This is a genomic window from Ferranicluibacter rubi (assembly GCF_011603255.1).
GTDB lineage: Bacteria > Pseudomonadota > Alphaproteobacteria > Rhizobiales > Rhizobiaceae > Ferranicluibacter > Ferranicluibacter rubi.
Genome location: NZ_JAANCM010000002.1, coordinates 126,018 through 147,511, shown reverse-complemented (window position 1 = coordinate 147,511; position 21,494 = coordinate 126,018). Strand labels below are relative to the sequence as shown.

Sequence of the window (21,494 nt, the reverse complement as noted above, 5' to 3'; positions counted from 1 at the left end):
GGTCCCGGCGCTCTCCCCGCCGAGCCATAGACGTGCAGAGACAGCCTATAGAGAAGGGACTTGCTTTCCAAGGTCTTGCGGATCGGCCGGTGCCACGCGCACCGCGCGAAAGCCGTCGGCTGCGATTCCGTCGCAGAGGCCCGACCATTCGCAGCCGGTACAGGCCGCCCGGATGCCGCCGGCGGCAAAGTGGGTCCGCAGGAGGGCAATCTCGGCCGCATCGAGGACGAGACGCACGCCGGCATGGATGTCGCAGCCAAGAAGTGCAGATACGTCCGCTGCGGCTCGACGGTCGCGGGCGATCACGCTGTCGTTGAAACAATGCGGGTTCGGCGTCTCCAGCAGCGGGCGACAGATATCGTCGGGTCCATCCACCACGTCGAGCGCTTCGCCGGCACTGATCCGCGCCGCGATGGCATCGTAGTTGTGAACGAAGGCGGGGCTATAGCCCTTGCCGATATAGGTCAGCATGCAGAGGAGATGATGCGGGCGCAGGCGAATGGTCATCGGACAGTTTTCCATAAGCAAGGTCTGGCATCGCATCGCCTGGAAACGAGCGAATGAACGCATACGAAAAAACCGCCTGCAGCGGAAGCTGCAAGCGGTTTCTTGCGTTCGAATTCGACCTCTCGGTCTTATCCGTCGATCAGAACTTCACGCCCATACCAACCTTGACGCTGTGTTCGTCATAGCCGGAGGAGAAGTTGCGGCCGGGAACGCTGAAGCTTTCCTTGCCGTAGTCGGTGTAACGGTATTCGACGCGGGCCGTGACGTTGTCGGTGACGAAGGCTTCGGCACCGGCACCAGCCGTCCAGCCGATCGCCGTGTTCTTGTCAGAACCGCCGAGCTGGCGGGCCTTCAGGCTCGAAGCAGCCACACCGGCCGTGCCGTAGAGCAGAACCGGGTTGACGTCGTAACCGACGCGACCGCGGAGCGAGCCGTTGACGCCCTGTTCCATGCTGCGGCCCGGACGGCTTGCATCGTTGTCGCCGTAGTTGATGTCGGCTTCAGCACCGTAAACGATCTGGCCTTCCTGCATGTTGTAGCCGCCGTACAGGCCGCCGCCGAAGCCGGCTGCGCTGTTGTCGCCGGTGCCCTTGAACTTGCCATGGCCCCAGTTGGCGGTACCACCGACGTAAGCGCCGGCCCAGTTCTTGACGGCCGGAGCCGTATAGTCGGCAGCCGGTGCTGCGGGAACTTCGTCGATGGCGTCCGCTGCGTTGACAGCCGAGAAAGCGACGAGAGAGAAGGCCGAAGCCATGAGAGTGGTGACGAGAGTACGCATACTAGATCTCCTTATCAGACCGGCGCTGGACCGATTTCCTTATCATCCGATGCGGCGCCGGTAATTTCGTTCAACCCCGCTCGGTTGAGATGAAATTGATGTCCAAATGCGGATTTCCAAGAGCCGAATTGTGAAATGATTGAGGCAGAGACGTGGCTGAAAAACGATGTTGTTTCAATGCAACAGGCATTTGGTTAACCATGCTCGCACTATACTGTCATCTCACCTTTGTTCCTTGAATTTTCATCAATTCCGCGCCGTTTCGTTCACTTTGCATTAACGAATGATCCGGTGGTTTTGCCGTGCGTACGCTGTTCTTTTATGATCTGGCTTCGGCTGCGATCAGAATCGTGAAGGACGAACGCGCGTGAGACATCTTCTGAAAACGGCATTGGTGACGGGCGGGGCAAAGCGGATCGGCCGCGCGATCGTCGAGGATCTGGCACGTCACGGTTTTGCCGTTGCCATCCATGCCAATGGTTCGCTGGACGAGGCACAGGCGCTTTGTGCTAGCCTTCAGGCGGAAGGCGCCACGGCTGCCGTCGTGCAGGCGGACCTCTCCCATGCCGCGGATCTCGGCCGGCTGGTGCGGGACGCGTCGGACGCCATCGGGCCGCTCGGCCTGCTCGTCAACAATGCCTCCGTCTTTGCCAAGGACAGCCTCGACGCGTTCGACGAAACCGTGTGGGACCGGCACTTCGCCCTGCACGTCAAGGCGCCCTCCGTTCTCGCCGGCCATTTCGCCGCACAGATGCCGGCGGATGCGACAGGGCTGATCGTCAACATGATCGACCAGCGCGTCTGGTCTCCAAACCCGCGATTTTATTCCTATATGTTATCGAAGTCGGCGCTGCTGACGGCAACGGTGACGATGGCACAATCTCTGGCGCCGGCGATCCGGGTGAACGGCATCGGACCGGGCCCGACCCTGCCGAACGATCGGCAGAACCAGGCCGACTTCGAGGCTCAGGTAGAATCGCTGATCCTGAAGGTCGGCCCGGGACTTGGGGATTTCGGGCGCACCATTCGCTATATGTTCGACACGCCGTCGATGACCGGGCAAATGATTGCGCTGGACGGCGGCCAGCATCTGGCGTGGCAGACGCCGGATCAAATGGAGATCGTGGAATGAACGGACGGGCGCCGCAGGATGGCGGCATCTTGTACGACGAGACGTTGAGCGACGACGACGAGGATGCGATCGAGACGGTCGAGGCCCCGTCGCCGGTGGCCGATATCGACTGGGCGGAAACCTCTGCCGTTCCCGACGGCTTACGCGGTGCGGAGCTGATCCAGGCCTTCGTCAAGCTTTTGCCCAACAGCCCCGGCGTCTACCGCATGTTCAACGAGGCGGGCGACGTTCTCTATGTCGGCAAGGCGCGCAGCCTGAAGAAGCGCGTCAGCAATTATGCGCAGGGGCGCGGCCATTCCAACCGCATCTCCCAGATGATCCGCCAGACGGCGAACATGGAGTTCGTGACGACGCGCACCGAGATCGAGGCGCTGCTGCTCGAGGCGAACCTGATCAAGCGGCTGCGGCCGCGCTACAACGTGCTTCTGCGCGACGACAAGTCGTTTCCCTATATTCTCGTCACCGGCGACTCGAGAGCGCCCGCGCTCTACAAGCATCGCGGCGCGCGCAGCCGCAAGGGCCAGTTTTTCGGCCCCTTCGCCTCGGCCGGCGCGGTGGGACGCACCATCAATTCTCTGCAGCGCGCCTTTTTGCTGCGCACCTGCACGGACAGCGTCTTCGAAAGCCGGACGCGTCCCTGCCTGCTGCACCAGATCAAGCGCTGTTCCGGGCCCTGCACGCGCGAGATCAGCGACGACGACTATGCGGAGCTGGTCACGGAGGCCAAGGATTTCCTGTCGGGCAAGAGCCAGGCCGTCAAGGCGACAATCGCGTCTGCCATGAGCGAGGCGTCCGACAATCTCGACTTCGAGCGCGCCGCCCTCTACCGCGACCGGCTGGCGGCGCTGTCGCATGTACAGAGCCATCAGGGCATCAACCCATCGGGCGTCGAGGAAGCGGACGTTTTCGCAATCCACCATGAAGGCGGCGTGTCCTGCATCCAGGTGTTCTTCTTCCGCACCGGGCAGAACTGGGGCAACCGCGCCTACTTCCCCAAAGCGGACCCTTCGCTCGCGCCGGCCGAAGTGCTGGCGGCGTTCCTCGCGCAGTTCTATGACGACAAGCCCTGCCCGAAGCAGATCCTGCTGTGCGAGACGGTGCTGGAGCAGGATCTTCTCGGCCAGGCGCTTTCGGAGAAATCCGGGTTCAAGGTGGCGATTCTCGCGCCGCAGCGCGGCGAGAAGAAGGATCTCGTCGATCACGCCATGACCAATGCGCGCGAGGCCCATGGCCGGAAGCTGGCGGAAACCGCTTCACAGGGCCGCCTGCTGGAGGGCTTCATGCAGACCTTCAAGCTGGACCGCGTGCCGCGGCGCATCGAAATTTACGACAACTCCCACATCATGGGCACCAATGCCGTCGGCGGCATGGTGGTGGCGGGGCCGGAAGGTTTCGTGAAGGGGCAGTATCGCAAGTTCAACATCAAATCGACCGACATCACGCCGGGCGACGACTTCGGCATGATGCGCGAGGTGATGACGCGGCGTTTCTCGCGCCTCCTGAAGGAGGAAGGCAAGCCCGACCGGAGCGTCGAGCCCGGCGAGGACGCCGGCTTCCCTGCATGGCCGGACGTGATCCTGATCGACGGCGGACAGGGGCAGATGACCGCGGTTCGGACCATCCTGAAAGAGCTCGACATCGAGGACTGCGTGATCGCGATCGGCGTCGCCAAGGGCGTGGACCGGGAAGCAGGCCGCGAGCGGTTCTTCCCGCCGGTCGCCACGGCTGGCGGTCTGACGGTCGGGCGGGATGGCTTTACCCTGGCCCCGCGCGATCCGGTGCTCTATTTCATCCAACGGCTGCGGGACGAGGCACACCGGTTTGCGATCGGCAGCCACCGGGCGCGGCGCAAGCGCGAGATGGTGAAAAATCCGCTCGACGAGATCGCCGGCATCGGCCCGACGCGCAAGCGCGCTTTGCTCCACCATTTCGGCACCGCGAAAGCCGTGTCGCGCGCTGGCATGAACGACCTCGTCGCCGTCGACGGCATATCGGAGGCCGTGGCAAAGCTGGTCTACGACCACTTCCACGAGGACGGCACGGCGGTGTCGCGGAACTGACGTTTAGCCCGCGCCATTTTCGCTGCCGGTGGGACAGTTATCGTCGCTGGCGGCGTGGCCGCGATCTTCGCTCGCGGCGTGAAAACGGGCCTCGAACTCGCGGCGCAGGGTGCGGCGAATGTCGGCTGCCTTTTGCCGGCGGCGGGCCATGTCCGTCTTCGGCACCACGGCGGGAATGACGGTCGGGCGGCCCTCGTCATCCACTGCAACCATAGTGAAATAACAGGAATTGGTATGACGGCGGACGCCGGAGCGGATGTCTTCGGCCTCGACGCGAATGCCGACTTCCATCGACGTACGGCCGGTCTGGTTGACGGAGGCGCGGAACGTCACGAGTTCGCCGACGAGAATCGGCTGACGAAACACGACCTGATCGACCGACAAGGTCACCGCATAGCGCTTGGAATAGCGCGAGGCGCAGGAAAAGGCGACGCGGTCGAGAAGGTTGAGCAGCGCGCCGCCGTGGACCTTGCCGGAAAAATTGGCCATGTCGGGCGTCATCAGCACGACCATTTCCAACTCTCCCGCTTCATGCGTCGCGTTCGCCTCGTCCATCCCGTTTCCTTCCACGGTTGCGTTGATTGACAGACACTACAGCGCCCGCCGGCTTTCGCAACGCGTCGTGCGCGTATAAGGTCGGCGTCATCCGCGCATCGCCTTTTCCGGGGAAGGTCGCAGATCAGGGCGGGCGTGTCGCGGTGGTTCACGGCCTGTTCAGATGAATTCCGCCACAATTGCCGCTCATTCATCAAAAACCGGTTGACCTCCGGGTCACGACGTCTTTCATCCCGCCTGTACGAAATGCGTACCAAGTCCAGAGACCGAGTTGACATGCGAACCGTGCCCGTCGCCTACAATATTCCCAATCTCCTCACCTACGCGCGCATTCTCGCGGTTCCGCTGATCGTTCTGTGCTTCTTTATCGAGGGCAAGCTGCAAAGCTCCGACTTTGCCCGCTGGACCGCGCTCGGCCTGTTCGCGGTGGCCTCGATCACGGACTTCTTCGACGGCTACCTCGCGCGGATCTGGAAGCAGACCTCCAATATCGGCCGCATGCTCGACCCGATCGCCGACAAGCTGCTGGTCGCCTCCGTGCTGTTGCTGGTGGCCGCCGACGGCACCATTGCCGGCTGGTCGATCTGGGCCGCGATCATCATTCTCTGCCGCGAAATCCTCGTTTCGGGCCTGCGCGAATATCTGGCGGCGCTGAAGGTCAGCGTACCCGTGACGCGGATCGCCAAGTGGAAGACGACGATCCAGATGGTGGCCATCGCCCTCCTGCTGGCGGGCCCTGCCGGCGACAAGGTTCTGCCCTACACGACCGAGACCGGCATCATCATGCTGTGGCTCGCCGCCGCCATTACGCTCTACACCGGCTATGATTATTTCCGCGCCGGCCTGAAGCATCTGGTGGCCGAATGAGAGAGGTCCGGCTCGTCTATTTCGCCTGGGTGCGCGAGCGCATCGGCGTGGGTGACGAGATCGTCTCGCTGCCCGACACCGTCGTCACCGCCAGGGATCTCATCGCGTTCCTGAAAACCCGCGGCGAGGACTACGAAGCGGCGCTGGAGCACGAGAACGTCATTCGCGTGGCCATCGACCAGGAGCATGTGGAGCATGACGAACCGCTCGGCTCGGCCCGCGAGATCGCGCTCTTCCCGCCGATGACGGGCGGCTGAGGAGATGACATTGGCTGCTCCGTCCCTGTCCCCGCCTGCGTCCGTCACCGTTCGGGTGCAGGCCGAGGATTTCGACACGGCGGCCGAGATCGAGGCACTGTCGACCGGCCGCACCGACATCGGCGCGGTCGTTACCTTCTCCGGCCTCTGCCGGGAGGAAAAAGGCCAGCTGGCCGCGCTTGAGCTGGAGCATTATCCCGGCATGGCGGAAGCCGAGATCCGGCGGATTTGTGAAGAGGCCGTTACGCGCTTCGACCTTCAGGGCGCAACCGCCATCCACCGCTTCGGCCGCATCGACCCCGGCGCGCGCATCGTCCTCGTCATTGCGGCCTCCACCCATCGCCAGGCAGCCTTCGACGGCGCGTCCTTCATCATGGACTACCTGAAGACCGCGGCGCCCTTCTGGAAGAAGGAGCACCTGAAGGACGGAACAGCTCGCGGCTGGGTCTCTGCGAAGGATGCTGACGATACGGCGCGGGACCGGTGGACGCGAGGCTGATATCGCCGCCAAGACGGCCGTAAATCGGGCCGATGCATTTTCCATGCGATACGTGACCGGACACCACCCCTCACCCTTTCCGCGTGTATTTCAGGTTGGTAGGCAACCAGAAATGTCTGTGCTTATATCAGCGCATGGCCAAGATCGAAGCTCTCCTCGCCGTTCTTCTATTCCTGCCAAGCGCTGAGCTTTACGCCCAGGATGCGCCTCCAGATATGGGCGCAATCATTCTGGAGCGACGCTACAGCGCGCCTGTCTTCCAACCGCCTCCGAACCTCGGCTTCGGCGGCAACACCTTCGATCAGATCACTGTCCCGCGAACGGACGGCCCCACGAGATCGCTGGATACAACGCTTCCCGTGCCACGCTTACCCGCATGCCACGCCGTCCCGGACTGGTGTTCTGCCGTGTCCGACCCGCTGAAATATGCCTCCTGCCTCTGCGGACAATGATCATGCGCTGTCTCGCCCTGCTCATCGTCGTGATCGCCGGTCTCCTGCTCAACACCCTGCCCGGTCGCGCCCAGTCGCCACAACCGCAAGGGGACCTTGCCGCGCTGCAGACGCTGTCGGAGGAAAAAGATCAGGTCATTGCCGATCTCTCCCAGCAACTCCGCACGCTGCGCAGCCTCTCGGATACCGACAGGTCCACGATCAACGACGCAAGCACACGGGCGCTGGCGAGCTACTACGAGGGCCTGATCTCGGTCAACGACAACGGCAACAAGCTGCGGCTGCACCAGCAGGCCGTTTTCGCCTGGCAGCTCCTCGCTGCCAACGTTTTGCTGGGTGTGGTCGTTCTCGTCTCGGTATCCGGCGTCTTGTTTGCAGGTTATGAAATGATCGTCTCGCGCCGGCTGATTGCAGGGAATGCTGCCGCTGCTACCGGCACGGTCACGCAGGGTGTCGTTGCCCCAGAGGCTGCCGATCCCCCTGCACAGGCTCCCGACCCAGGCGCGGCCTCGCCATTGGGTGTGACGACGATCGTCCTTGAGCCGACCAAGATCCACATCACCTCCGCCGTCATCGGCATTGTCATTCTCACGCTTTCGCTTGCCTTCCTCTACCTGTTCCTCAGGGAAGTCTACGCGATCAATGTCATCGACATTACCGACCGTGGCGTCCCCCACGTGATCTCGACGAAGAACCCCGGAACGGCACCCGAGGCAACGCCGCCGCCCACCCCCTGATTAATCGGCACCGTCGCGCGCCGCCGATAGCCACAACGCGAAAGGCCGGAGCATTGCTGCCCCGGCCTTTCGTCATTCCAGATCTTTCGACCGATATCAGCCGACGATTTCGGTGGCCGAGAACCAGTATGCGATTTCTTCGGCAGCGGTTTCCGGGGCGTCGGAGCCGTGGACGGAGTTTTCGCCGATCGACAGAGCATGCGTCTTGCGGATCGTGCCTTCGTCGGCGTTGGCAGGGTTGGTCGCACCCATGATTTCGCGGTTCTTCAGGATGGCGTTCTCGCCTTCCAGAACCTGAACGATCGTCGGGCCGGACGTCATGCCTTCGACCAGTTCGCCGAAGAAGGGGCGTTCCTTGTGAACGGCGTAGAAGCCTTCGGCTTCGCGCTGGCTCATCCAGACGCGCTTGGAGGCGATGACGCGCAGGCCGGCGTCTTCGATCATCTTGGTGATCGCGCCGGTCAGGTTGCGCTTCGTTGCGTCCGGCTTGATCATCGAAAAGGTGCGTTCAATCGCCATGGTGTCAAATCCCTAGGAGTTGCGTTCGTTTGGACGGTTCCTTAGCGAGCCGCCGCGTGCAAGACAAGGGGAATGGCGCTGCGCGGCCTTATTTCGAAAACGGCGCGGCGAAGATCGAGCCCTGTTTTCAGGCGGCTTCTGCGATACTGGCCGGCGATATGCCGCGGCCAAGACCGTCGTGGAGATCGAGGCAACGCTCGAACCATTCGGAGACGGCATCGCCTGGCTCGAGCAGCGTTTGCGGCGACATGATGCGGGCCCATTGCAGCGCGCCGAAGACGATGTAGTCCGCAAACAGCGGCGTCTCGCCGCCGATGAACGGCTGCTTCTTCAGCATGTAGCGCAGCGGCAAGAGCTTCTCCGCAAAGGCCGCCCGCTCCGCGGGTGCTGCGGAGACGACCTCTTCCAGCGTCTTTCCGAACGCGGCCTCGCGGCTCTTGCGGAAATAGGCGCGATCCTCGGGCGCGAGGCGATCGTGGATATCGACGAGAATGATGCGGACGATGGCCGGATGCAGCACCGTTTGCGAGAAAGCCTCCACGAACCGTGCTGTCGCCTGGCCCCCTTCCCCGGCAAAGAGCGTTGGCCGGTTCGGATAGGTCGCGTCCAGATGCCGGGCGATGGCGAAGCTGTCGACGACGGCCTGTTCGCCATCGATGAGATACGGCACCATCTTCGTCGCGCCGGCTTCGACCTTTGGAATTTCGGTAAAGCCCAGCGGCACGAAGCGGCAGTCGAGCCCTTTGTGGGCAAGCGCCATCACGACCTTCCAGACATGCGGTGAAAAGGGCCTCTCCCGATCTTCGCCACACAGGCCGTAAAGCGTTCTCGTCATCGCAGGTCTCCGCAAGGTTTCATCTCCGAGCCATGTGAGCGCGGACGGCGGACGAAAGCAAATCAGCAAATTTCATGAATGGCATCATGCCTGTTGAACCCTTGGCAAGGTAGGGTTGGGTTTTCCGACGCGCCGGAGCCGCCATGATCGACCATTTCCGTATGTTCGCCGCCTATAACAGCTGGGCCAACGACCGCATCTATGCCGCAGCCGAGGTGCTCGGTGAGGAGGGACGCCGCAGGCAGACCGGCGCCGCCTTCGGCTCCCTGCACGGAACGCTCAACCACCTGCTCGCCACCGACCGGATCTGGATGAAGCGGTTTATGGGCAAGGGCGACGCGCCGACCACGCTCGATGCGGTCCTCTTCGAAGACTTTGAGCCGCTGAGGGCCGCGCGGGTGGTGGAGGACCGGCGGCTTGCGACGTGGATCGACAGCCTCGGCACGGACGACCTTGCCGGCGTCTTCACCTACACGCCGATCAGCATTCCCGAGCCGATCACCCAGGCGCTCAGCCCCTGCCTCGCCCATCTCTTCAACCACCAGACCCATCATCGCGGACAGTGCCATATGATCCTAACCACTCTTGGACAGCCAAGCGTGGTGCTGGATCTGGTGTATTTCCTGCGAAGTCGCGCCGCCTGAGGCGTCAGAGCGTGTAGATGTGCAACTGGGTGCGGCGGCCGTCGTCGACATCGAGGATGCGGTCGGCGGCGCGGCCGGGGACGGTGAAACTGTTGCTGACGAAGAGCGTGCCCGGGCGCATTTCATGCCGCGCCTTTTCGAAGAGACGGGCCATGGGCACCGGCGAGAGGAAGCAGTAGACCACGTCGTAATTGCCGAGTTCCGCCTCCCACAGGCTGCGATAGACAATGCGGGCATTGGGAAGGCGGCTGAGGGCGATGCGGAGCTTGGACGCGGCCACGACCAAAGGCGCCGTTTCCAACCCACTGACCTCGACGCCGGGCTGGGCGCGGGCGAGGAAGGTGACGACGCCCCCCATGCCGCTGCCGAGATCGACAACGCTCTTTGCCCCGGAAGCGGCCACGAGATCGGCGAGCGCCTGCCAGGTTCGTCGGTTGGTGAGGTAGAGCGGCACCTGCTCGGAGGCGCTGTTCCAGTAGACCAGCGCGCAGAGCACGAAGGCCACGAGATAGGCCCAGGCGGGCACGGCATCGCCATAGACCACCGCGACCGGCAGCAGGAACTGCACGACGAGCCAGATGCGCGGCATGCGCAGGAGGAACCCAAGGCCCGCGGCCGCTGCGCCCTGCCCGAGCAGGACGGGAAGCGTGCCCGGCGTGATCCAGCGCGACAGAAAGAGGACAGCGACGAGGACGAGCGCCTGGCAGGCAAGGACCTTGATCCAGGGAAGAAGCTGGTTGCGCAGGACGCTCATGACTGACGTTCCGTTTCCTGTGGTTCGACGCTCGTCTCATCCGAGCGCCAACGTTGCCGCAACCGATTCGCATCCAGGCGGCGGGTTGCGAAGCTATCGCAGGTTTTCCGGTTTTCACGAGATAGAAAAGGCGGGTTTATTTTTGCCGGCAGGCCCCCAAAAGGTCATGTCGGGAAAACCTCCTCTGCTCACTTCGACGTCAGGAGGGCGAGAAGAGTGCTGACAGAGGAGGCCTTGAAGTTTACGTAAGCTTATCGGGATATAGTGCCGGAAACGACCGGCGAATGCGGTGCGCAGGAATGGGTAGACACGTGGCAACGAGAGAACAGATCAGCCGAAGCGGCACGGCCGTCAGAATCGACAGGCATGTCGCGGAGCAGACCAACGGCGTGGTGCAGCGTGTGGCGCAGGCCATGGCGCATCTCGGCGTGCAGCCATTGCCGCGCAATTACGAGCTGTTCTACGAGGCGTTCTCCAGCGGACCCTCGGGCCTTAGCCGCGATCTCGCAGCGCTCGGGGCCGCCCCTTCGCAAAAGGCGCTCGACGCGATCGGCCTCCGGCGCAAGCTGCCGGGGCATATGGGACAGGCGCTTGGGCAGGCCCAGCAGGCGGCCATGGAAGCGATCCAGACCATGACGACGGCGATCTCGGAGGAAAGCCGGCCCAAGGCCGAGGCCTTCGACACGCTCGATGCCTTCCTGCAGAGGCTCGATGCGGACCCCGTCATGTCGATGTCGGACTTTGCCGAGGAGGCTCGCGCCCTGCGCCAGACGCTGACCCAACTGCGCAAGCGTGAGAAGCGGCTGGCGGAGACGCTGGAAACCACGGTTGCAGCGCTCGGTGATGCGCAAGGGCGGATCGCGGCGGACCAGCGGGCGGTGCTGCGCGACGCCCTGACGGGGCTTCCGAACGGCACGGCCCTTTCGCTGAAGATCGCGGGCCTGTTCGACGAGGCCGACGTGACGACGAAGCCGGCTGCGCTGGTTCTGGTGATCGTGGAACGGCTGAAGATGCTCACCGAGCAGCATGGGCCGGAGACCGGCGAGAAGGCCGTGAAGAAATGTGCCGCGATCTTCCGCAAGTCGGTGAAGAAGAGCGATGTCGTGGCACGCATCGGCTACGACGCCTTCGCCTTCCTGCTGAACGATGTCAGCGAGCAGAATGCCCAAGCCATCGCGACCCGCATCCGCGATGCCGTGCAGTCTCTCCAGATCCGCCTCGCCAGCCGCGAATTCACCACCGAGGCTCTGTCGCTCTCCGCCGGCATCGCGACGACGGCCACCGTCAACGGGCCGCAGGACCTGATGCATCATGCGGAAATGGCGCTGACCGTGGTGCGGGCAGACGGGCGGCAGGGCATCCTACGCTGCACGCCGATGATGTGCGCGCAGATCGCCGGGCTGCAACGGGCGTAAAGGCCTCACGGGAGTCCTGCGGCTTCTCTTGCCTTCCGGCCCTACATCGGCCAAAACGCCGGCATGATTACGATATCCAATCTCTCGGCCCGCATCGCCGGACGCCTCCTGATCGACCACGCCAACATTTCGCTTCCCGAGGGCACGAAGGCCGGCCTCGTTGGGCGCAACGGCGCAGGCAAATCGACGCTCTTTCGCATCCTGACGGGACAGATGGAGAGCGAGAGCGGTTTCGTCTCCATCCCCAAGAATTCGCGAATGGGCCAGGTGGCGCAGGAAGCGCCGGGCACGGAAGAGCCGCTGATCGAAATCGTGCTGAAGGCCGACAAGGAGCGCGAGGCGCTTCTGTCGGAAGCCGAGACCGCCACTGACCCGAACCGGATCGCCGATATCCAGATGCGGCTTGCCGACATCCAGGCCCATTCGGCCGAAGCGCGCGCGGCCTCGATCCTCGCCGGCCTCGGCTTCGACCACGACGCGCAGCTGCGCCCGGCCTCGTCCTTTTCCGGCGGGTGGCGGATGCGCGTGGCGCTGGCCGCCGTGCTCTTCTCGGAGCCGGACCTGCTGCTGCTTGACGAGCCGACCAACTATCTCGACCTTGAGGGCACGCTGTGGCTGGAGGATTACATCCGCCGCTACCCGCACACCGTCATCATCATCAGCCACGACCGCGACCTGCTGAACACCGCCGTCAACGCCATCATCCACCTCGACCAGCAGAAGCTGACCTTCTACCGCGGTTCATACGACCAGTTCGAGCGCCAGCGCGCCGAGGCGATGGAATTGCAGACGAAGGCCAAGGTAAAGAACGACGCGGCGCGCAAGCACCTGCAAACCTTCATCGACCGCTTCAAGGCCAAGGCCTCGAAGGCCCGGCAGGCACAGAGCCGCGTCAAGGCGCTGGAGCGCATGGGCACCGTCGCCTCGGTCATCGAGGACCATGTGCAGCCGATCACCTTCCCGGTTCCCGAGAAGCAGCCGGCCTCGCCGATCATCCAGCTGCAGAATGCCTCCGTCGGCTACACCCCGGGCCAGCCGATCCTGAAGAACATCACGCTGCGGATCGACAATGACGACCGCATCGCGCTGCTCGGCTCGAACGGCAACGGCAAGTCCACCTTCGCGAAGTTCGTCTCCGGGCGGCTGGATGCAGATGGCGGCGAGATCAAGCTGGCGCCGAACCTGAAGATCGGCTTCTTCGCGCAGCACCAGATGGACGACCTCGTGCCGGCCGATTCGCCGGTGGAGCATGTCCGCCGCCTGATGCCGGGCGTTCCCGAAGCCAAGGTGCGCGCCCGCGTGGCGCAGATGGGGCTTGCGACCGAGAAGATGTCGACGGCGGCCAAGGATCTCTCCGGCGGCGAGAAGGCGCGCCTGCTGATGGGTCTTGCGGCCTTTCACCACCCCAACCTCCTGATCCTCGATGAACCCACCAACCATCTCGACATCGACAGCCGACGCGCGCTGATCGAGGCGCTCAACGACTACGACGGCGCCGTGATCCTGATCTCGCATGATCGTCACCTGATCGAGGCGACGGTGGATCGCCTGTGGCTGGTCAACAACGGCACGGTTTCGAACTTCGACGGCGATATGGAAGAGTATCGCAGCCTGATCGTCTCCTCGGGTAAAAAAAAAGACGAAAAGCCTGAGATAATCGAGGACGCGACGTCGAAGGCGGAGCAACGCAAGGCGAACGCGGAAAAGCGCGCCGTCCTTGCGCCGTTGCGCAAGAAGATCAACGATATCGAATCCTTGACGGCAAAGCTTGAGAAGCAGATTCAGGCGCTTGATGCAGAACTTGCAGATCCCGTGCTCTACGAGAAATTCCCCGCGAAGGCCGCCGAGAAGGTGAAGCAGCGCGGCGAGACGGCGGCAAAGCTGAGCACCGCCGAAGAGCAGTGGCTGGACCTGTCCGCGCAATACGAGGAGGCGATGGCCGGCTGACGGTCCGCCTTTTCTCTCTTTACGGTTTCCGGCTGATCGCGTTCCGCGAACCGGAGACAAGAATCATCGAAAATCTCTGGCCGGACGGCCAGATTTTCAATGGACGGAATACAGCTTCCGGTCTGATCAACCGGAAACCGTATTATCCCTCGACCGGCTTCAACGGAAAGGCAGACACCCCATGCACCTTTACCTCGAGACCGACGACGATGCCCGCACGGTCGACTTCGTGGCACGTGAGAATGTGCTTTCGGACACCGCGCTCAAGACGGACGCCTTTGATGCGGACGCAGCGGCCTTCAAGGCGATGATGGAGCGCGACGACCGGCTGATCCATTTTTCCCGGCGCGGCGACTGGCTGAACACCTTCCGCAAGACCGCTGGAAACCCGATGGGCGTGTGGCAGAGGCTGCCGGCAACCCAGGCACCGGTGCCGGAGGCGGCGTGGGAGACGGTGTTCGATCTCGACGCCTATAACGCCGCCGAGGGACGGACGTGGATCTGGCGCGGTGCCGTCACCTGTCCATGGGATCCGTCGCGTGTTCTGTTGTCGCTGTCGGACGGCGGATCGGACCTACGCATCTTCCGGGAGTTCGACTGCGAGAGCCTCGCCTTCGTGGAAGGCGGCTTCTCGACACCGCTCGCGCGTTCGCACGCCACGTGGGAAAGCCTCGACCACATCCTGTATTTCGGCTCGATCGACCGGGAATCGGCCACGCAATCCAGCTGGCCCCGGGTCGGACGACGCGTAGCGCGCGGGCAGGACGTTGCAGAGGCAGCAACCGTCTTTGCCGCCGAAGACAGCGACGTGACCGGCTACGGGACGGTTTACGGCCCCGAAATGGCCCGTCTTTCCCAAGGCGATCACCTTTCCGGCAACGAAAGGCTGTCGATCTTCACGGCGGTCCACACGATCGGGACGGCCAGCCATGTCGTATCGAAGAACGGCGGGACGCCCGTGCCGCTCGATATCCCCAGGGAGAGTGACGCGGGCACCAATCATCGCTTCTGCCTGTGGCGGGCCAAGACGGACGAGCGTGTGCCAAGCGGTTCGCTCGTGCTGCAGGAGCTTCCCGTCCGGCTCGGCAGCGACCAGCCGCCGGCCCCGGCCCGCGTGCTGTTCACGCCCACCGGTCGCCGGTTCTGCACGGACTTCATGCTGCTGCGGGACTGGTGCGTCTTCACCATAGCCGACACCATGACGCCGCGTCTGTTTCTCCTCGATCTCCGCGTCGAGGACGCCGAGCCGTTCGAGCTAACCCTGCCCGACGGGGTGGAGACCCTGTCCTACCACCCACTCTATTCCGACCTGCATCTCGGCGATGACACACTGATCGTTTCCGGACAGGGCTTCCTTCAGCCGCCGACCCTCTACCGGCTGGATCTCTCCGACCGCGCCAAGCCGCTGGCGCTACAGCCCGTCGCCGCCTCGCCCGCCTATTTCGACGCAAGCGGCATGTCGAGCCTGCTGCTCGAAGCGACGTCGGAGGACGGGACGGCGGTGCCCTATCGGCTGGTGCTGCCTGCGACCTTCGACATGGGTACCCTGCCCGTGCTCCTCTACGGCTATGGCGGCTTCGAAGTGCCGTTGCAGCCCTATTATTCCGGCGTCACCGGGCGCTGGCTGGAACAGGGCGGCGCCTATGTGCAGGCCTATATCCGCGGCGGCGGCGAGTTCGGTGCCGCGTGGCACAAAGCGGCGAAGCGCGAGGGGCGGCACCGGGCCTTTGCCGATTTCGCCGCGATCGCCCGCGATCTCGTCGCTCGTGGCTACACGAAGCCGCAGCACATTGCCTGCAATGGCGGCAGCAATGGCGGGCTTCTGACCGGGGTAATGCTGACGCGCTATCCAGACCTTTTCGGCGCCGTCTGGTGCCAGGTGCCGGTGCTCGACATGCTGCGCTTCCACACTTTCCCCGCCGGGCGGGCGTGGATGGACGAGTACGGCGATCCCGACAATGCGCAGGACCGGGAGACGATGCTGGCCTATTCGCCGCTGCAGGCTGTGCGTCCCGCAACGGAGGTCACCTACCCGCCGATCTACATCGAAAGCTCCAGCAATGACGACCGGGTGCATCCCTCGCATGCCCGCCGCTTTGCCGCGCAACTGCGGGAGTTGGGGCACGATCCGCTGTTCCACGAATTCACATCCGGTGGCCATGGCGGCGAAGGCGACACGGCGGCCTCCGCTGCCCGAATCGCCACGGGCTACAGCTTCCTGCGGCAGACGATCATGAAGCCTGCCGCAACGGAATGATGCGGGCCTATCCCGGCTCGCCTAACCCAATTCGAAAGTGGTGATCCCGAAGATGCGGGAAAGCGGCAGGTCGGGAACATCGCCGCGATACATGCGGGCGGTCTCGAACACCGGTTTCAGATTGTAGCGGTCGCAGAGCGCCTTGGCGGCGCCGTTCGGTTCGGGGATATCGAGGAAAATCTGTCCGTCGCCGCCCATCTCAAGGCCGGTCGCGACCAGCTTGCGGAAGAGAAGGTCGGCACCGGTTTCCGTATCGGCGAACAGCGGCCCGATCTTCTGGCCCTCGCGGCAGGTGCGAATCGTGCCGTAGCCCTGCACCTCTGTGCCGCGCAGGAGCGCGATGCTCTGCCGGGTCGGTTGGGTCTTCAGCCATTGCCCGAGGAAGGCATCGCGTCGCGCTGGCGAAAAGCGAGCGTCGTAGTCGATGAGCAGCGGCAGATGAACGGGGGCGACCTCGACGAGATCGGTGCCGGGCGGCGGCGTCACCTGCGGCATGCCACCGTAACGCATGTTCGCGTGCGCATAGGCGAAGCCGGAACGCTGGTAGCTCGCCTGCTGGGCGACGACGCCGTCGAGACCAATGATGCGCGTGCCTTGCGCGGCCAGCGCCGCCTGCCACAGGGCATAGCCGAGGCCTTGGCCGCGAAAATCCGGATGCGCCATGTAGAAGCCGAGAAAGGCGTAATCCGGCCCGAAGCGGACGACGGAAATCGCCGCCGCAAGCGCGCCGCCCTCCTCCGCCACCCAGAAGCCTTGGCTGTCGGCAGCGTAGAAGGCGCTCGCATCGTCGAGACCGGGATTCCAGCCCTCGCGTGCGGCCCATTCGATGATCTCTTCGATTTCCGCGCGGGTGGCGTTGCGTATCGTCGGGGACATGCAATTTCCTTGGTTCGTTCTTTCGGGCCGTCATCATTGCAAGGCCGGACCGCCTTGCCCGCTCCGGCCTTTCTGGTACAAAGCCGGACATAAGTCATACAATCTGGCGGAACACCATGAACCCCATCTCTATTGCTGTCGTCGGCGTTGGCAAGATCGCGCGCGATCAGCATCTGCCATCCATTCACAACAATCCCGGATACCGGCTGGTCGCGGCCGCAAGCCGGCACGGCAGCGTCGATGGCGTCGAGAACTTCACCGCCATCGAGGACATGCTGGCCGCCATGCCGGAGATCGAGGCGGTCTCGCTCTGCATGCCGCCACGCGTTCGGTTCGATGCTGCCTACAAGGCGCTGGAAGCCGGCAAGCACGTCTTCCTCGAAAAGCCGCCGGGCGCGACGCTGAGTGAGGTCGCCATCCTCGAGGCGCTGGCTCAGCAGAAGAACGTCACGCTGTTCACCAGCTGGCATTCGCGATTCGGACCCGCGGTCGAGCCCGCACGGGCGTTTCTTGCCGACAAAACCATTCGCCGCGTCGATATCATCTGGAACGAGGACGTGCGGCGCTGGCATCCGAACCAGGACTGGATCTGGGAAGCAGGCGGCCTCGGCGTGTTCGATCCCGGCATCAACGCCCTGTCGATCATGACGCATATCCTGCCCATGCCGGTCTTCGTCACCCGCTCGACGCTCGAAATTCCCGAGAATCGCGATGCGCCGATTGCCGCCCAGATCGACTTCCAGAGCGCGTCCGGCATTCCGGTAACCGCCGACATGGACTGGCGCCGCCAGTCGAGCGACGACCGCTGGGACATCATCGTGGAAACCGATGCCGGCACGATGATTCTCGGCAATGGCGGCGCCCGGCTCTCCGTCGATGGCGTGATGCGCGCCGACGAGCAGGAGACGGAATATCCTACGCTCTATGCCCGCTTCCACGATCTCGTTCGCGCCGGTCGCTCCGAGGTTGACGTCGCCCCGCTGCGCCATATCGCCGACATCTTCATGCTCGGCAGCCGGAAGACAGTCGAGGCGTTTTACGACTGAGGGTGTGAGGTGCCGGAAGTCGGACGTTCGGCCGGCCGGACCGACGGCTTCCCGTTCGTTAGTCCGCATATGATACCGAAGAGTGAGACCTGAGGTCCGCTAGGTCAGAGACCAGCCATCTCAATGTTCTGGGATGGCTTGCACATATACGCCTGCTCGCAGACAGCAAGAAGCTGATCCCGCAGGGTATCGGGACAGTTTGGACGCAAGCGACAATGTGAATTGTTCGGGTTGCGATGCCGAACATCGCGCAGAGGCTGACATCAGTCGCGATCGGTCTTTAAAGGCTAAAACTCCAAAGCACCTCTACCGGCACGGCAAATCCCTCGAATGACCCTGTCAGAAGAGGACGGACGCCGAAGCGTCCGTCGGTTGTTTCGCGAGCGATCAGCCGGCGAGCGGTGCGCCCCAGCCGCCCCAAATGTAGATGGAGAAGAAAAGGAACAGCCAGACGACGTCGACGAAATGCCAGTACCAGGCGGCGGCTTCGAAGCCGAAGTGCTGCTGGGGGGTGAAATCGCCCTTCAGCGCCCGGATGAGGCAGATGGCGAGGAAGATGGTACCGACGAGAACATGGAAGCCGTGGAAGCCGGTCGCCATGAAGAAAGTGGCGCCGTAGATCGAATCCTTGAAGGCGAAGGGGGCGTGGGCATACTCGAACCCCTGCACGAAGGAGAAGAGGACGCCGAGGACGACGGTGAGCGCGAGGCCGTTGATGAGGCCCTTGCGGTCGCCGTGGAGCAGCGCGTGGTGCGCCCAGGTGACGGTGGTGCCCGAGAGCAGCAGGATGACGGTGTTGTAGAGCGGCAGGTGCCAGGGGTCGAGAACCTCGATGCCCTTCGGCGGCCACTGGCCGCCTGTAAAGGCTGTGCGGGTGGCCTGGATGGCCTCGCCGGGGAACAGGCTGGCATCGAAGTAAGCCCAGAACCAGGCGACGAAGAACATCACTTCCGACGCGATGAACATGATCATGCCGTAGCGCAGGTGCAGCGAGACGACGCGGGTGTGGTGGCCCTCATGGGCCTCCTTCACCGTATCCGCCCACCAAGCGTACATGGTGTAGAGCACGATCGCGAGGCCGATGAAGAGGATCCACGGATTGGCCCATTCCAGCCCGAACATCTTGAACGAACCGCCCGAGAGATAGCGCATATAGGCGACGCCGCCGAAGGCCATGACGAAGGCGCCGATAGAGGCGAGCAGCGGCCAGGGGCTGGGATCGATGATGTGATAGTCGTGGTTCTTCTGATGCGTGTCGGCCATGTCGTTCTCCCCGTCGTCCCCTCGCCTGAAGCGGTCCGGTCTTGCCGTCCCACTCTTCCCGAACACCCGCGAGATTACAAGCGTGCGATCGGTCTCCTGATGTCGTTCACGCCTAGCCGGCCCTGCCGGTGCGGCGCGTTAAAGTTTTTTGTCCGGCACGGTGCCATCCCTGGGCTTCAGTGCGGCGACCGGCTTCGATGGCTGGCGCGCATAGAAGGTATAGGACAGAGTAAGCGTGCCGATGTCTTTCGTTTCCGCCGCCTTGACGATCTCCGGATCGACGAAGAAGACGACCGGCATCTCCAATTCCTCACCCGGCTGCAGCGTCGTCTCCGTAAAGCAGAAGCACTGGACCTTGTTGAAATAGGCGCCACCCTGCATGGGCGTGACGTTGAAGACGGCCTGTCCGGTGGTCGGAACATCCGCCATGTTCTTCGCCTTGAATTCGACCTGCACCGTCTCGCCGATCTTTGGCGAGATCTCGCGCACGACCGGCGTGAAGTGCCAGGGCAGATCGCCAGAGGTGTTGGCATCGAAGGTGACGCGAATGGTCTTGTCGAGGATCGTGTCGGAAGCCTGCTCGACGCGCTTCGTCGTGCCGTTGTATCCGGTGACCTTGCAGAACATGTCGTAGAGCGGCACGGCGGCATAGGCCATGCCGACCATGCCCACGACGAAGGCGACGCAGGCGCCGACGATCACGCCGTTGCGGCGTTCAGCCTGTGAGGTTGGTCGTGCCGGATGCGATGCCATGGCCGTCCGTCTCCTAGTGCGTGAGGCCGTTGGAAAATTTGACGAGCGTGACGACGTAGAACAGGGCCACCAGGCCGAAGAGCACGAGGCCGAGCGCGATATTGCGGCCGCGGCGGGCGCGCTTCTGGGCCGGCGTGAGCGTGATGAGATCCATCAGAAGCCCTTTCCGAAGGCGGAGAGCAGCGCCAGCACCGCGCGATCGGCCAGCAGCGCCGAAAAGATCGCGAAGAGGTAGACCAGCGAGAAAGCGAAGAGCTTCTTGGCGGGCAGCATCTTCTCGTCCGTCTCGGACATGGACTGCACCTTGATGGAATACCAGACGAAGCCGAGGCCGAGCGCCAGCGCGACGATGCCGTAGCCGACACTCGCAAAGCCGAGCAGCGTCGGACAGATGCCGGCAACCGCCGTCAGTACGGCGTAGACGAGGATCTGCACCTTGGTCGTTGGGATGCCCTTGACGTTCGGCAGCATGGGCACGCCGACCGCGCCGTATTCGCCCATCTTGAACAGCGCCAGCGCCCAGAAGTGGGCCGGGGTCCAGAGGAAGATGATGAGGAAGAGAACGACGCTTTCGATGGAGACGCCGCCGGTGACGCAGGCCCAGCCGATCATGGGCGGAAAGGCGCCGGCCGCACCGCCGATGACGATGTTCTGCGGCGTCGCCCGCTTCAGCCACATCGTATAGACGACGGCGTAGAAGAAGATCGTGAAGGCGAGGAAGCCGGCGGCGAACCAGCCGACCACGAGGCCGAGGATGCAAACCGAGAAGGCCGAGAGCGTGAGACCGAAGCCGAGAGCTTCCTGGCCGGTGATGCGGCCGGCAGGGATAGGCCGCGTCGCCGTGCGCTTCATCACCGCATCGATATCAGCATCGTACCACATGTTCAGCGCGCCGGACGCGCCGGCACCCACTGCAATGCAGAGGATGGCGACAAAGCCGATGAAAGGGTTGATCTCGCCGGGCGCCAGCACCATGCCGGCAAAGGCCGTGAACACCACGAGCGACATGACGCGGGGCTTCAGGAGCGCCCAGTAATCGCGCGCCGAGGCCTCCGACAGGCGGATATCGCCGTCGTTGAGGTTTCCGGTGGTGTCGATGACGGTCATTCCGGTTGTCTTTCTTCAAGCGGTTTCGGGTGGGGCTGTTGGCCCTGCCCCAAGCAAGGCTGCGGGTTGTGGCTGCCCCTCACCCTAGCCCTCTCCCCGCCTGCGGGGAGAGGGGACGTGCCCCAAGATTTGGGATGCGTCCCGATTGGTCGATATAGCACGAGCGGTGCCACATGTCCCTTCTCCCCGCATGCGGGGAGAAGGTGCCGGCAGGCGGATGAGAGGCTGGCCGGA

The 21,494-nt window shown here is 63.6% G+C and carries 22 protein-coding genes; 11 read left to right on the top strand and 11 right to left on the bottom strand.

What is annotated here, in order from left to right; all coding sequences use genetic code 11:
- Window positions 1-45: 45 nt before the first annotated feature.
- Together G8E10_RS04535 and G8E10_RS04530 are read right to left on the bottom strand one after the other, a co-directional pair.
- A complete protein-coding gene (locus tag G8E10_RS04535; protein ID WP_110799621.1) occupies window positions 46-507 on the bottom strand; it encodes a DUF1284 domain-containing protein in 462 nt (153 codons plus the stop codon).
- 139 nt (window positions 508-646) lie between these two features.
- Window positions 647-1,285, bottom strand: coding sequence for an outer membrane protein (locus G8E10_RS04530; protein ID WP_110799622.1), 639 nt, complete (start codon window positions 1,283-1,285; stop codon window positions 647-649).
- Window positions 1,286-1,652: 367 nt separating this feature from the next.
- Here G8E10_RS04530 and G8E10_RS04525 point away from each other — a divergent pair, with 367 nt between their 5' ends.
- Both G8E10_RS04525 and uvrC read left to right on the top strand, forming a co-directional pair.
- Window positions 1,653-2,417, top strand: a complete 765-nt coding sequence (locus G8E10_RS04525) for an SDR family oxidoreductase (protein WP_167127384.1) — start codon at window positions 1,653-1,655, stop codon at window positions 2,415-2,417.
- The gene (gene uvrC / locus G8E10_RS04520) at window positions 2,414-4,477 is read left to right on the top strand and encodes an excinuclease ABC subunit UvrC (protein WP_167127381.1); all 2,064 of its coding nucleotides are present in this window, start codon (window positions 2,414-2,416) and stop codon (window positions 4,475-4,477) included. Before G8E10_RS04525 ends, uvrC begins: the two co-directional genes overlap by 4 nt.
- Before the next feature lie 3 nt (window positions 4,478-4,480).
- Here uvrC and G8E10_RS04515 read toward each other — a convergent pair whose 3' ends face one another.
- Window positions 4,481-5,032 (bottom strand): acyl-CoA thioesterase, encoded by a 552-nt coding sequence (locus tag G8E10_RS04515; RefSeq protein ID WP_167127378.1) that lies wholly within the window; start codon window positions 5,030-5,032, stop codon window positions 4,481-4,483.
- Between the two features lie 276 nt (window positions 5,033-5,308).
- Between G8E10_RS04515 and pgsA the strand changes: the two genes are divergently transcribed.
- The 4 genes from pgsA (at window position 5,309) to G8E10_RS04495 (ending at window position 7,844) form a co-directional block, all read left to right on the top strand.
- A complete protein-coding gene (pgsA, locus tag G8E10_RS04510; RefSeq protein WP_132446896.1) occupies window positions 5,309-5,899 on the top strand; it encodes a CDP-diacylglycerol--glycerol-3-phosphate 3-phosphatidyltransferase in 591 nt (196 codons plus the stop codon).
- Window positions 5,896-6,156, top strand: a complete 261-nt coding sequence (gene moaD / locus G8E10_RS04505) for a molybdopterin converting factor subunit 1 (protein WP_167127375.1) — start codon at window positions 5,896-5,898, stop codon at window positions 6,154-6,156. The genes pgsA and moaD overlap by 4 nt, the downstream gene beginning before the upstream one ends.
- Before the next feature lie 10 nt (window positions 6,157-6,166).
- A complete protein-coding gene (locus tag G8E10_RS04500) occupies window positions 6,167-6,655 on the top strand; it encodes a molybdenum cofactor biosynthesis protein MoaE (RefSeq protein WP_281517407.1) in 489 nt (162 codons plus the stop codon).
- 454 nt (window positions 6,656-7,109) lie between these two features.
- Entirely contained in the window at window positions 7,110-7,844 is a 735-nt protein-coding gene (locus G8E10_RS04495) for a hypothetical protein (RefSeq protein WP_167127369.1), read from the top strand.
- Window positions 7,845-7,940: 96 nt separating this feature from the next.
- On the opposite strand, the gene ndk is transcribed toward G8E10_RS04495, so the two are convergent.
- Window positions 7,941-8,363 carry a nucleoside-diphosphate kinase gene (ndk, locus tag G8E10_RS04490; protein ID WP_110799630.1) on the bottom strand — a complete coding sequence of 141 codons (423 nt, stop codon included), beginning with the start codon at window positions 8,361-8,363 and terminating at the stop codon, window positions 7,941-7,943.
- A 127-nt stretch (window positions 8,364-8,490) separates the two neighbouring features.
- A complete protein-coding gene (locus tag G8E10_RS04485) occupies window positions 8,491-9,198 on the bottom strand; it encodes a glutathione S-transferase family protein (RefSeq protein ID WP_167127366.1) in 708 nt (235 codons plus the stop codon).
- 143 nt (window positions 9,199-9,341) lie between these two features.
- Between G8E10_RS04485 and G8E10_RS04480 the strand changes: the two genes are divergently transcribed.
- A complete protein-coding gene (locus G8E10_RS04480; RefSeq protein WP_167127362.1) occupies window positions 9,342-9,842 on the top strand; it encodes a DinB family protein in 501 nt (166 codons plus the stop codon).
- A gap of 4 nt (window positions 9,843-9,846) precedes the next feature.
- Here G8E10_RS04480 and G8E10_RS04475 read toward each other — a convergent pair whose 3' ends face one another.
- On the bottom strand, window positions 9,847-10,596 hold the full coding sequence (locus G8E10_RS04475; RefSeq protein WP_167127359.1) for a class I SAM-dependent methyltransferase: 750 nt from the start codon (window positions 10,594-10,596) through the stop codon (window positions 9,847-9,849).
- Between the two features lie 311 nt (window positions 10,597-10,907).
- Here G8E10_RS04475 and G8E10_RS26220 point away from each other — a divergent pair, with 311 nt between their 5' ends.
- From G8E10_RS26220 to G8E10_RS04460, 3 genes are all read left to right on the top strand, one after another.
- Window positions 10,908-12,011, top strand: a complete 1,104-nt coding sequence (locus tag G8E10_RS26220) for a diguanylate cyclase domain-containing protein (protein WP_167127356.1) — start codon at window positions 10,908-10,910, stop codon at window positions 12,009-12,011.
- A 63-nt stretch (window positions 12,012-12,074) separates the two neighbouring features.
- Window positions 12,075-13,958 carry an ABC-F family ATP-binding cassette domain-containing protein gene (locus G8E10_RS04465; RefSeq protein ID WP_167127353.1) on the top strand — a complete coding sequence of 628 codons (1,884 nt, stop codon included), beginning with the start codon at window positions 12,075-12,077 and terminating at the stop codon, window positions 13,956-13,958.
- A gap of 181 nt (window positions 13,959-14,139) precedes the next feature.
- Window positions 14,140-16,215 (top strand): prolyl oligopeptidase family serine peptidase, encoded by a 2,076-nt coding sequence (locus G8E10_RS04460; protein ID WP_167127350.1) that lies wholly within the window; start codon window positions 14,140-14,142, stop codon window positions 16,213-16,215.
- A gap of 21 nt (window positions 16,216-16,236) precedes the next feature.
- Here the strand turns inward: G8E10_RS04460 and G8E10_RS04455 are convergent, their stop codons facing one another.
- Window positions 16,237-17,091, bottom strand: a complete 855-nt coding sequence (locus tag G8E10_RS04455) for a GNAT family N-acetyltransferase (RefSeq protein WP_132712988.1) — start codon at window positions 17,089-17,091, stop codon at window positions 16,237-16,239.
- Window positions 17,092-17,207: 116 nt separating this feature from the next.
- Here G8E10_RS04455 and G8E10_RS04450 point away from each other — a divergent pair, with 116 nt between their 5' ends.
- Window positions 17,208-18,137: a Gfo/Idh/MocA family protein gene (locus tag G8E10_RS04450; protein ID WP_132712989.1), complete on the top strand. Its 930-nt coding sequence runs from the start codon at window positions 17,208-17,210 to the stop codon at window positions 18,135-18,137.
- A gap of 387 nt (window positions 18,138-18,524) precedes the next feature.
- On the opposite strand, the gene G8E10_RS04445 is transcribed toward G8E10_RS04450, so the two are convergent.
- The 4 genes from G8E10_RS04445 to G8E10_RS04430 all read right to left on the bottom strand — a co-directional run bounded on the left by G8E10_RS04445 (window position 18,525) and on the right by G8E10_RS04430 (window position 21,260).
- The gene (locus tag G8E10_RS04445) at window positions 18,525-19,400 is read right to left on the bottom strand and encodes a cytochrome c oxidase subunit 3 (protein ID WP_110732613.1); all 876 of its coding nucleotides are present in this window, start codon (window positions 19,398-19,400) and stop codon (window positions 18,525-18,527) included.
- Between the two features lie 138 nt (window positions 19,401-19,538).
- Window positions 19,539-20,153: a cytochrome c oxidase assembly protein gene (locus tag G8E10_RS04440; RefSeq protein ID WP_132712991.1), complete on the bottom strand. Its 615-nt coding sequence runs from the start codon at window positions 20,151-20,153 to the stop codon at window positions 19,539-19,541.
- A gap of 13 nt (window positions 20,154-20,166) precedes the next feature.
- Entirely contained in the window at window positions 20,167-20,307 is a 141-nt protein-coding gene (locus G8E10_RS04435) for a hypothetical protein (RefSeq protein ID WP_165906698.1), read from the bottom strand.
- Window positions 20,307-21,260 (bottom strand): heme o synthase, encoded by a 954-nt coding sequence (locus G8E10_RS04430; RefSeq protein WP_110799640.1) that lies wholly within the window; start codon window positions 21,258-21,260, stop codon window positions 20,307-20,309. Before G8E10_RS04430 ends, G8E10_RS04435 begins: the two co-directional genes overlap by 1 nt.
- Between the last annotated feature and the right edge of the window lie 234 nt (window positions 21,261-21,494).

Coding starts and splice junctions, on each gene's coding strand:
- G8E10_RS04535 (WP_110799621.1), bottom strand. CDS start 507: ATGACCATTCGCCTGCGCCCGCATCATCTCCTCTGCATGCTGACCTAT.
- G8E10_RS04530 (WP_110799622.1), bottom strand. CDS start 1,285: ATGCGTACTCTCGTCACCACTCTCATGGCTTCGGCCTTCTCTCTCGTC.
- uvrC (WP_167127381.1), top strand. CDS start 2,414: ATGAACGGACGGGCGCCGCAGGATGGCGGCATCTTGTACGACGAGACG.
- G8E10_RS04515 (WP_167127378.1), bottom strand. CDS start 5,032: ATGGACGAGGCGAACGCGACGCATGAAGCGGGAGAGTTGGAAATGGTC.
- pgsA (WP_132446896.1), top strand. CDS start 5,309: ATGCGAACCGTGCCCGTCGCCTACAATATTCCCAATCTCCTCACCTAC.
- moaD (WP_167127375.1), top strand. CDS start 5,896: ATGAGAGAGGTCCGGCTCGTCTATTTCGCCTGGGTGCGCGAGCGCATC.
- G8E10_RS04495 (WP_167127369.1), top strand. CDS start 7,110: ATGCGCTGTCTCGCCCTGCTCATCGTCGTGATCGCCGGTCTCCTGCTC.
- ndk (WP_110799630.1), bottom strand. CDS start 8,363: ATGGCGATTGAACGCACCTTTTCGATGATCAAGCCGGACGCAACGAAG.
- G8E10_RS04485 (WP_167127366.1), bottom strand. CDS start 9,198: ATGACGAGAACGCTTTACGGCCTGTGTGGCGAAGATCGGGAGAGGCCC.
- G8E10_RS04480 (WP_167127362.1), top strand. CDS start 9,342: ATGATCGACCATTTCCGTATGTTCGCCGCCTATAACAGCTGGGCCAAC.
- G8E10_RS04475 (WP_167127359.1), bottom strand. CDS start 10,596: ATGAGCGTCCTGCGCAACCAGCTTCTTCCCTGGATCAAGGTCCTTGCC.
- G8E10_RS04465 (WP_167127353.1), top strand. CDS start 12,075: ATGATTACGATATCCAATCTCTCGGCCCGCATCGCCGGACGCCTCCTG.
- G8E10_RS04460 (WP_167127350.1), top strand. CDS start 14,140: ATGCACCTTTACCTCGAGACCGACGACGATGCCCGCACGGTCGACTTC.
- G8E10_RS04455 (WP_132712988.1), bottom strand. CDS start 17,091: ATGTCCCCGACGATACGCAACGCCACCCGCGCGGAAATCGAAGAGATC.
- G8E10_RS04450 (WP_132712989.1), top strand. CDS start 17,208: ATGAACCCCATCTCTATTGCTGTCGTCGGCGTTGGCAAGATCGCGCGC.
- G8E10_RS04445 (WP_110732613.1), bottom strand. CDS start 19,400: ATGGCCGACACGCATCAGAAGAACCACGACTATCACATCATCGATCCC.
- G8E10_RS04440 (WP_132712991.1), bottom strand. CDS start 20,153: ATGGCATCGCATCCGGCACGACCAACCTCACAGGCTGAACGCCGCAAC.
- G8E10_RS04435 (WP_165906698.1), bottom strand. CDS start 20,307: ATGGATCTCATCACGCTCACGCCGGCCCAGAAGCGCGCCCGCCGCGGC.
- G8E10_RS04430 (WP_110799640.1), bottom strand. CDS start 21,260: ATGACCGTCATCGACACCACCGGAAACCTCAACGACGGCGATATCCGC.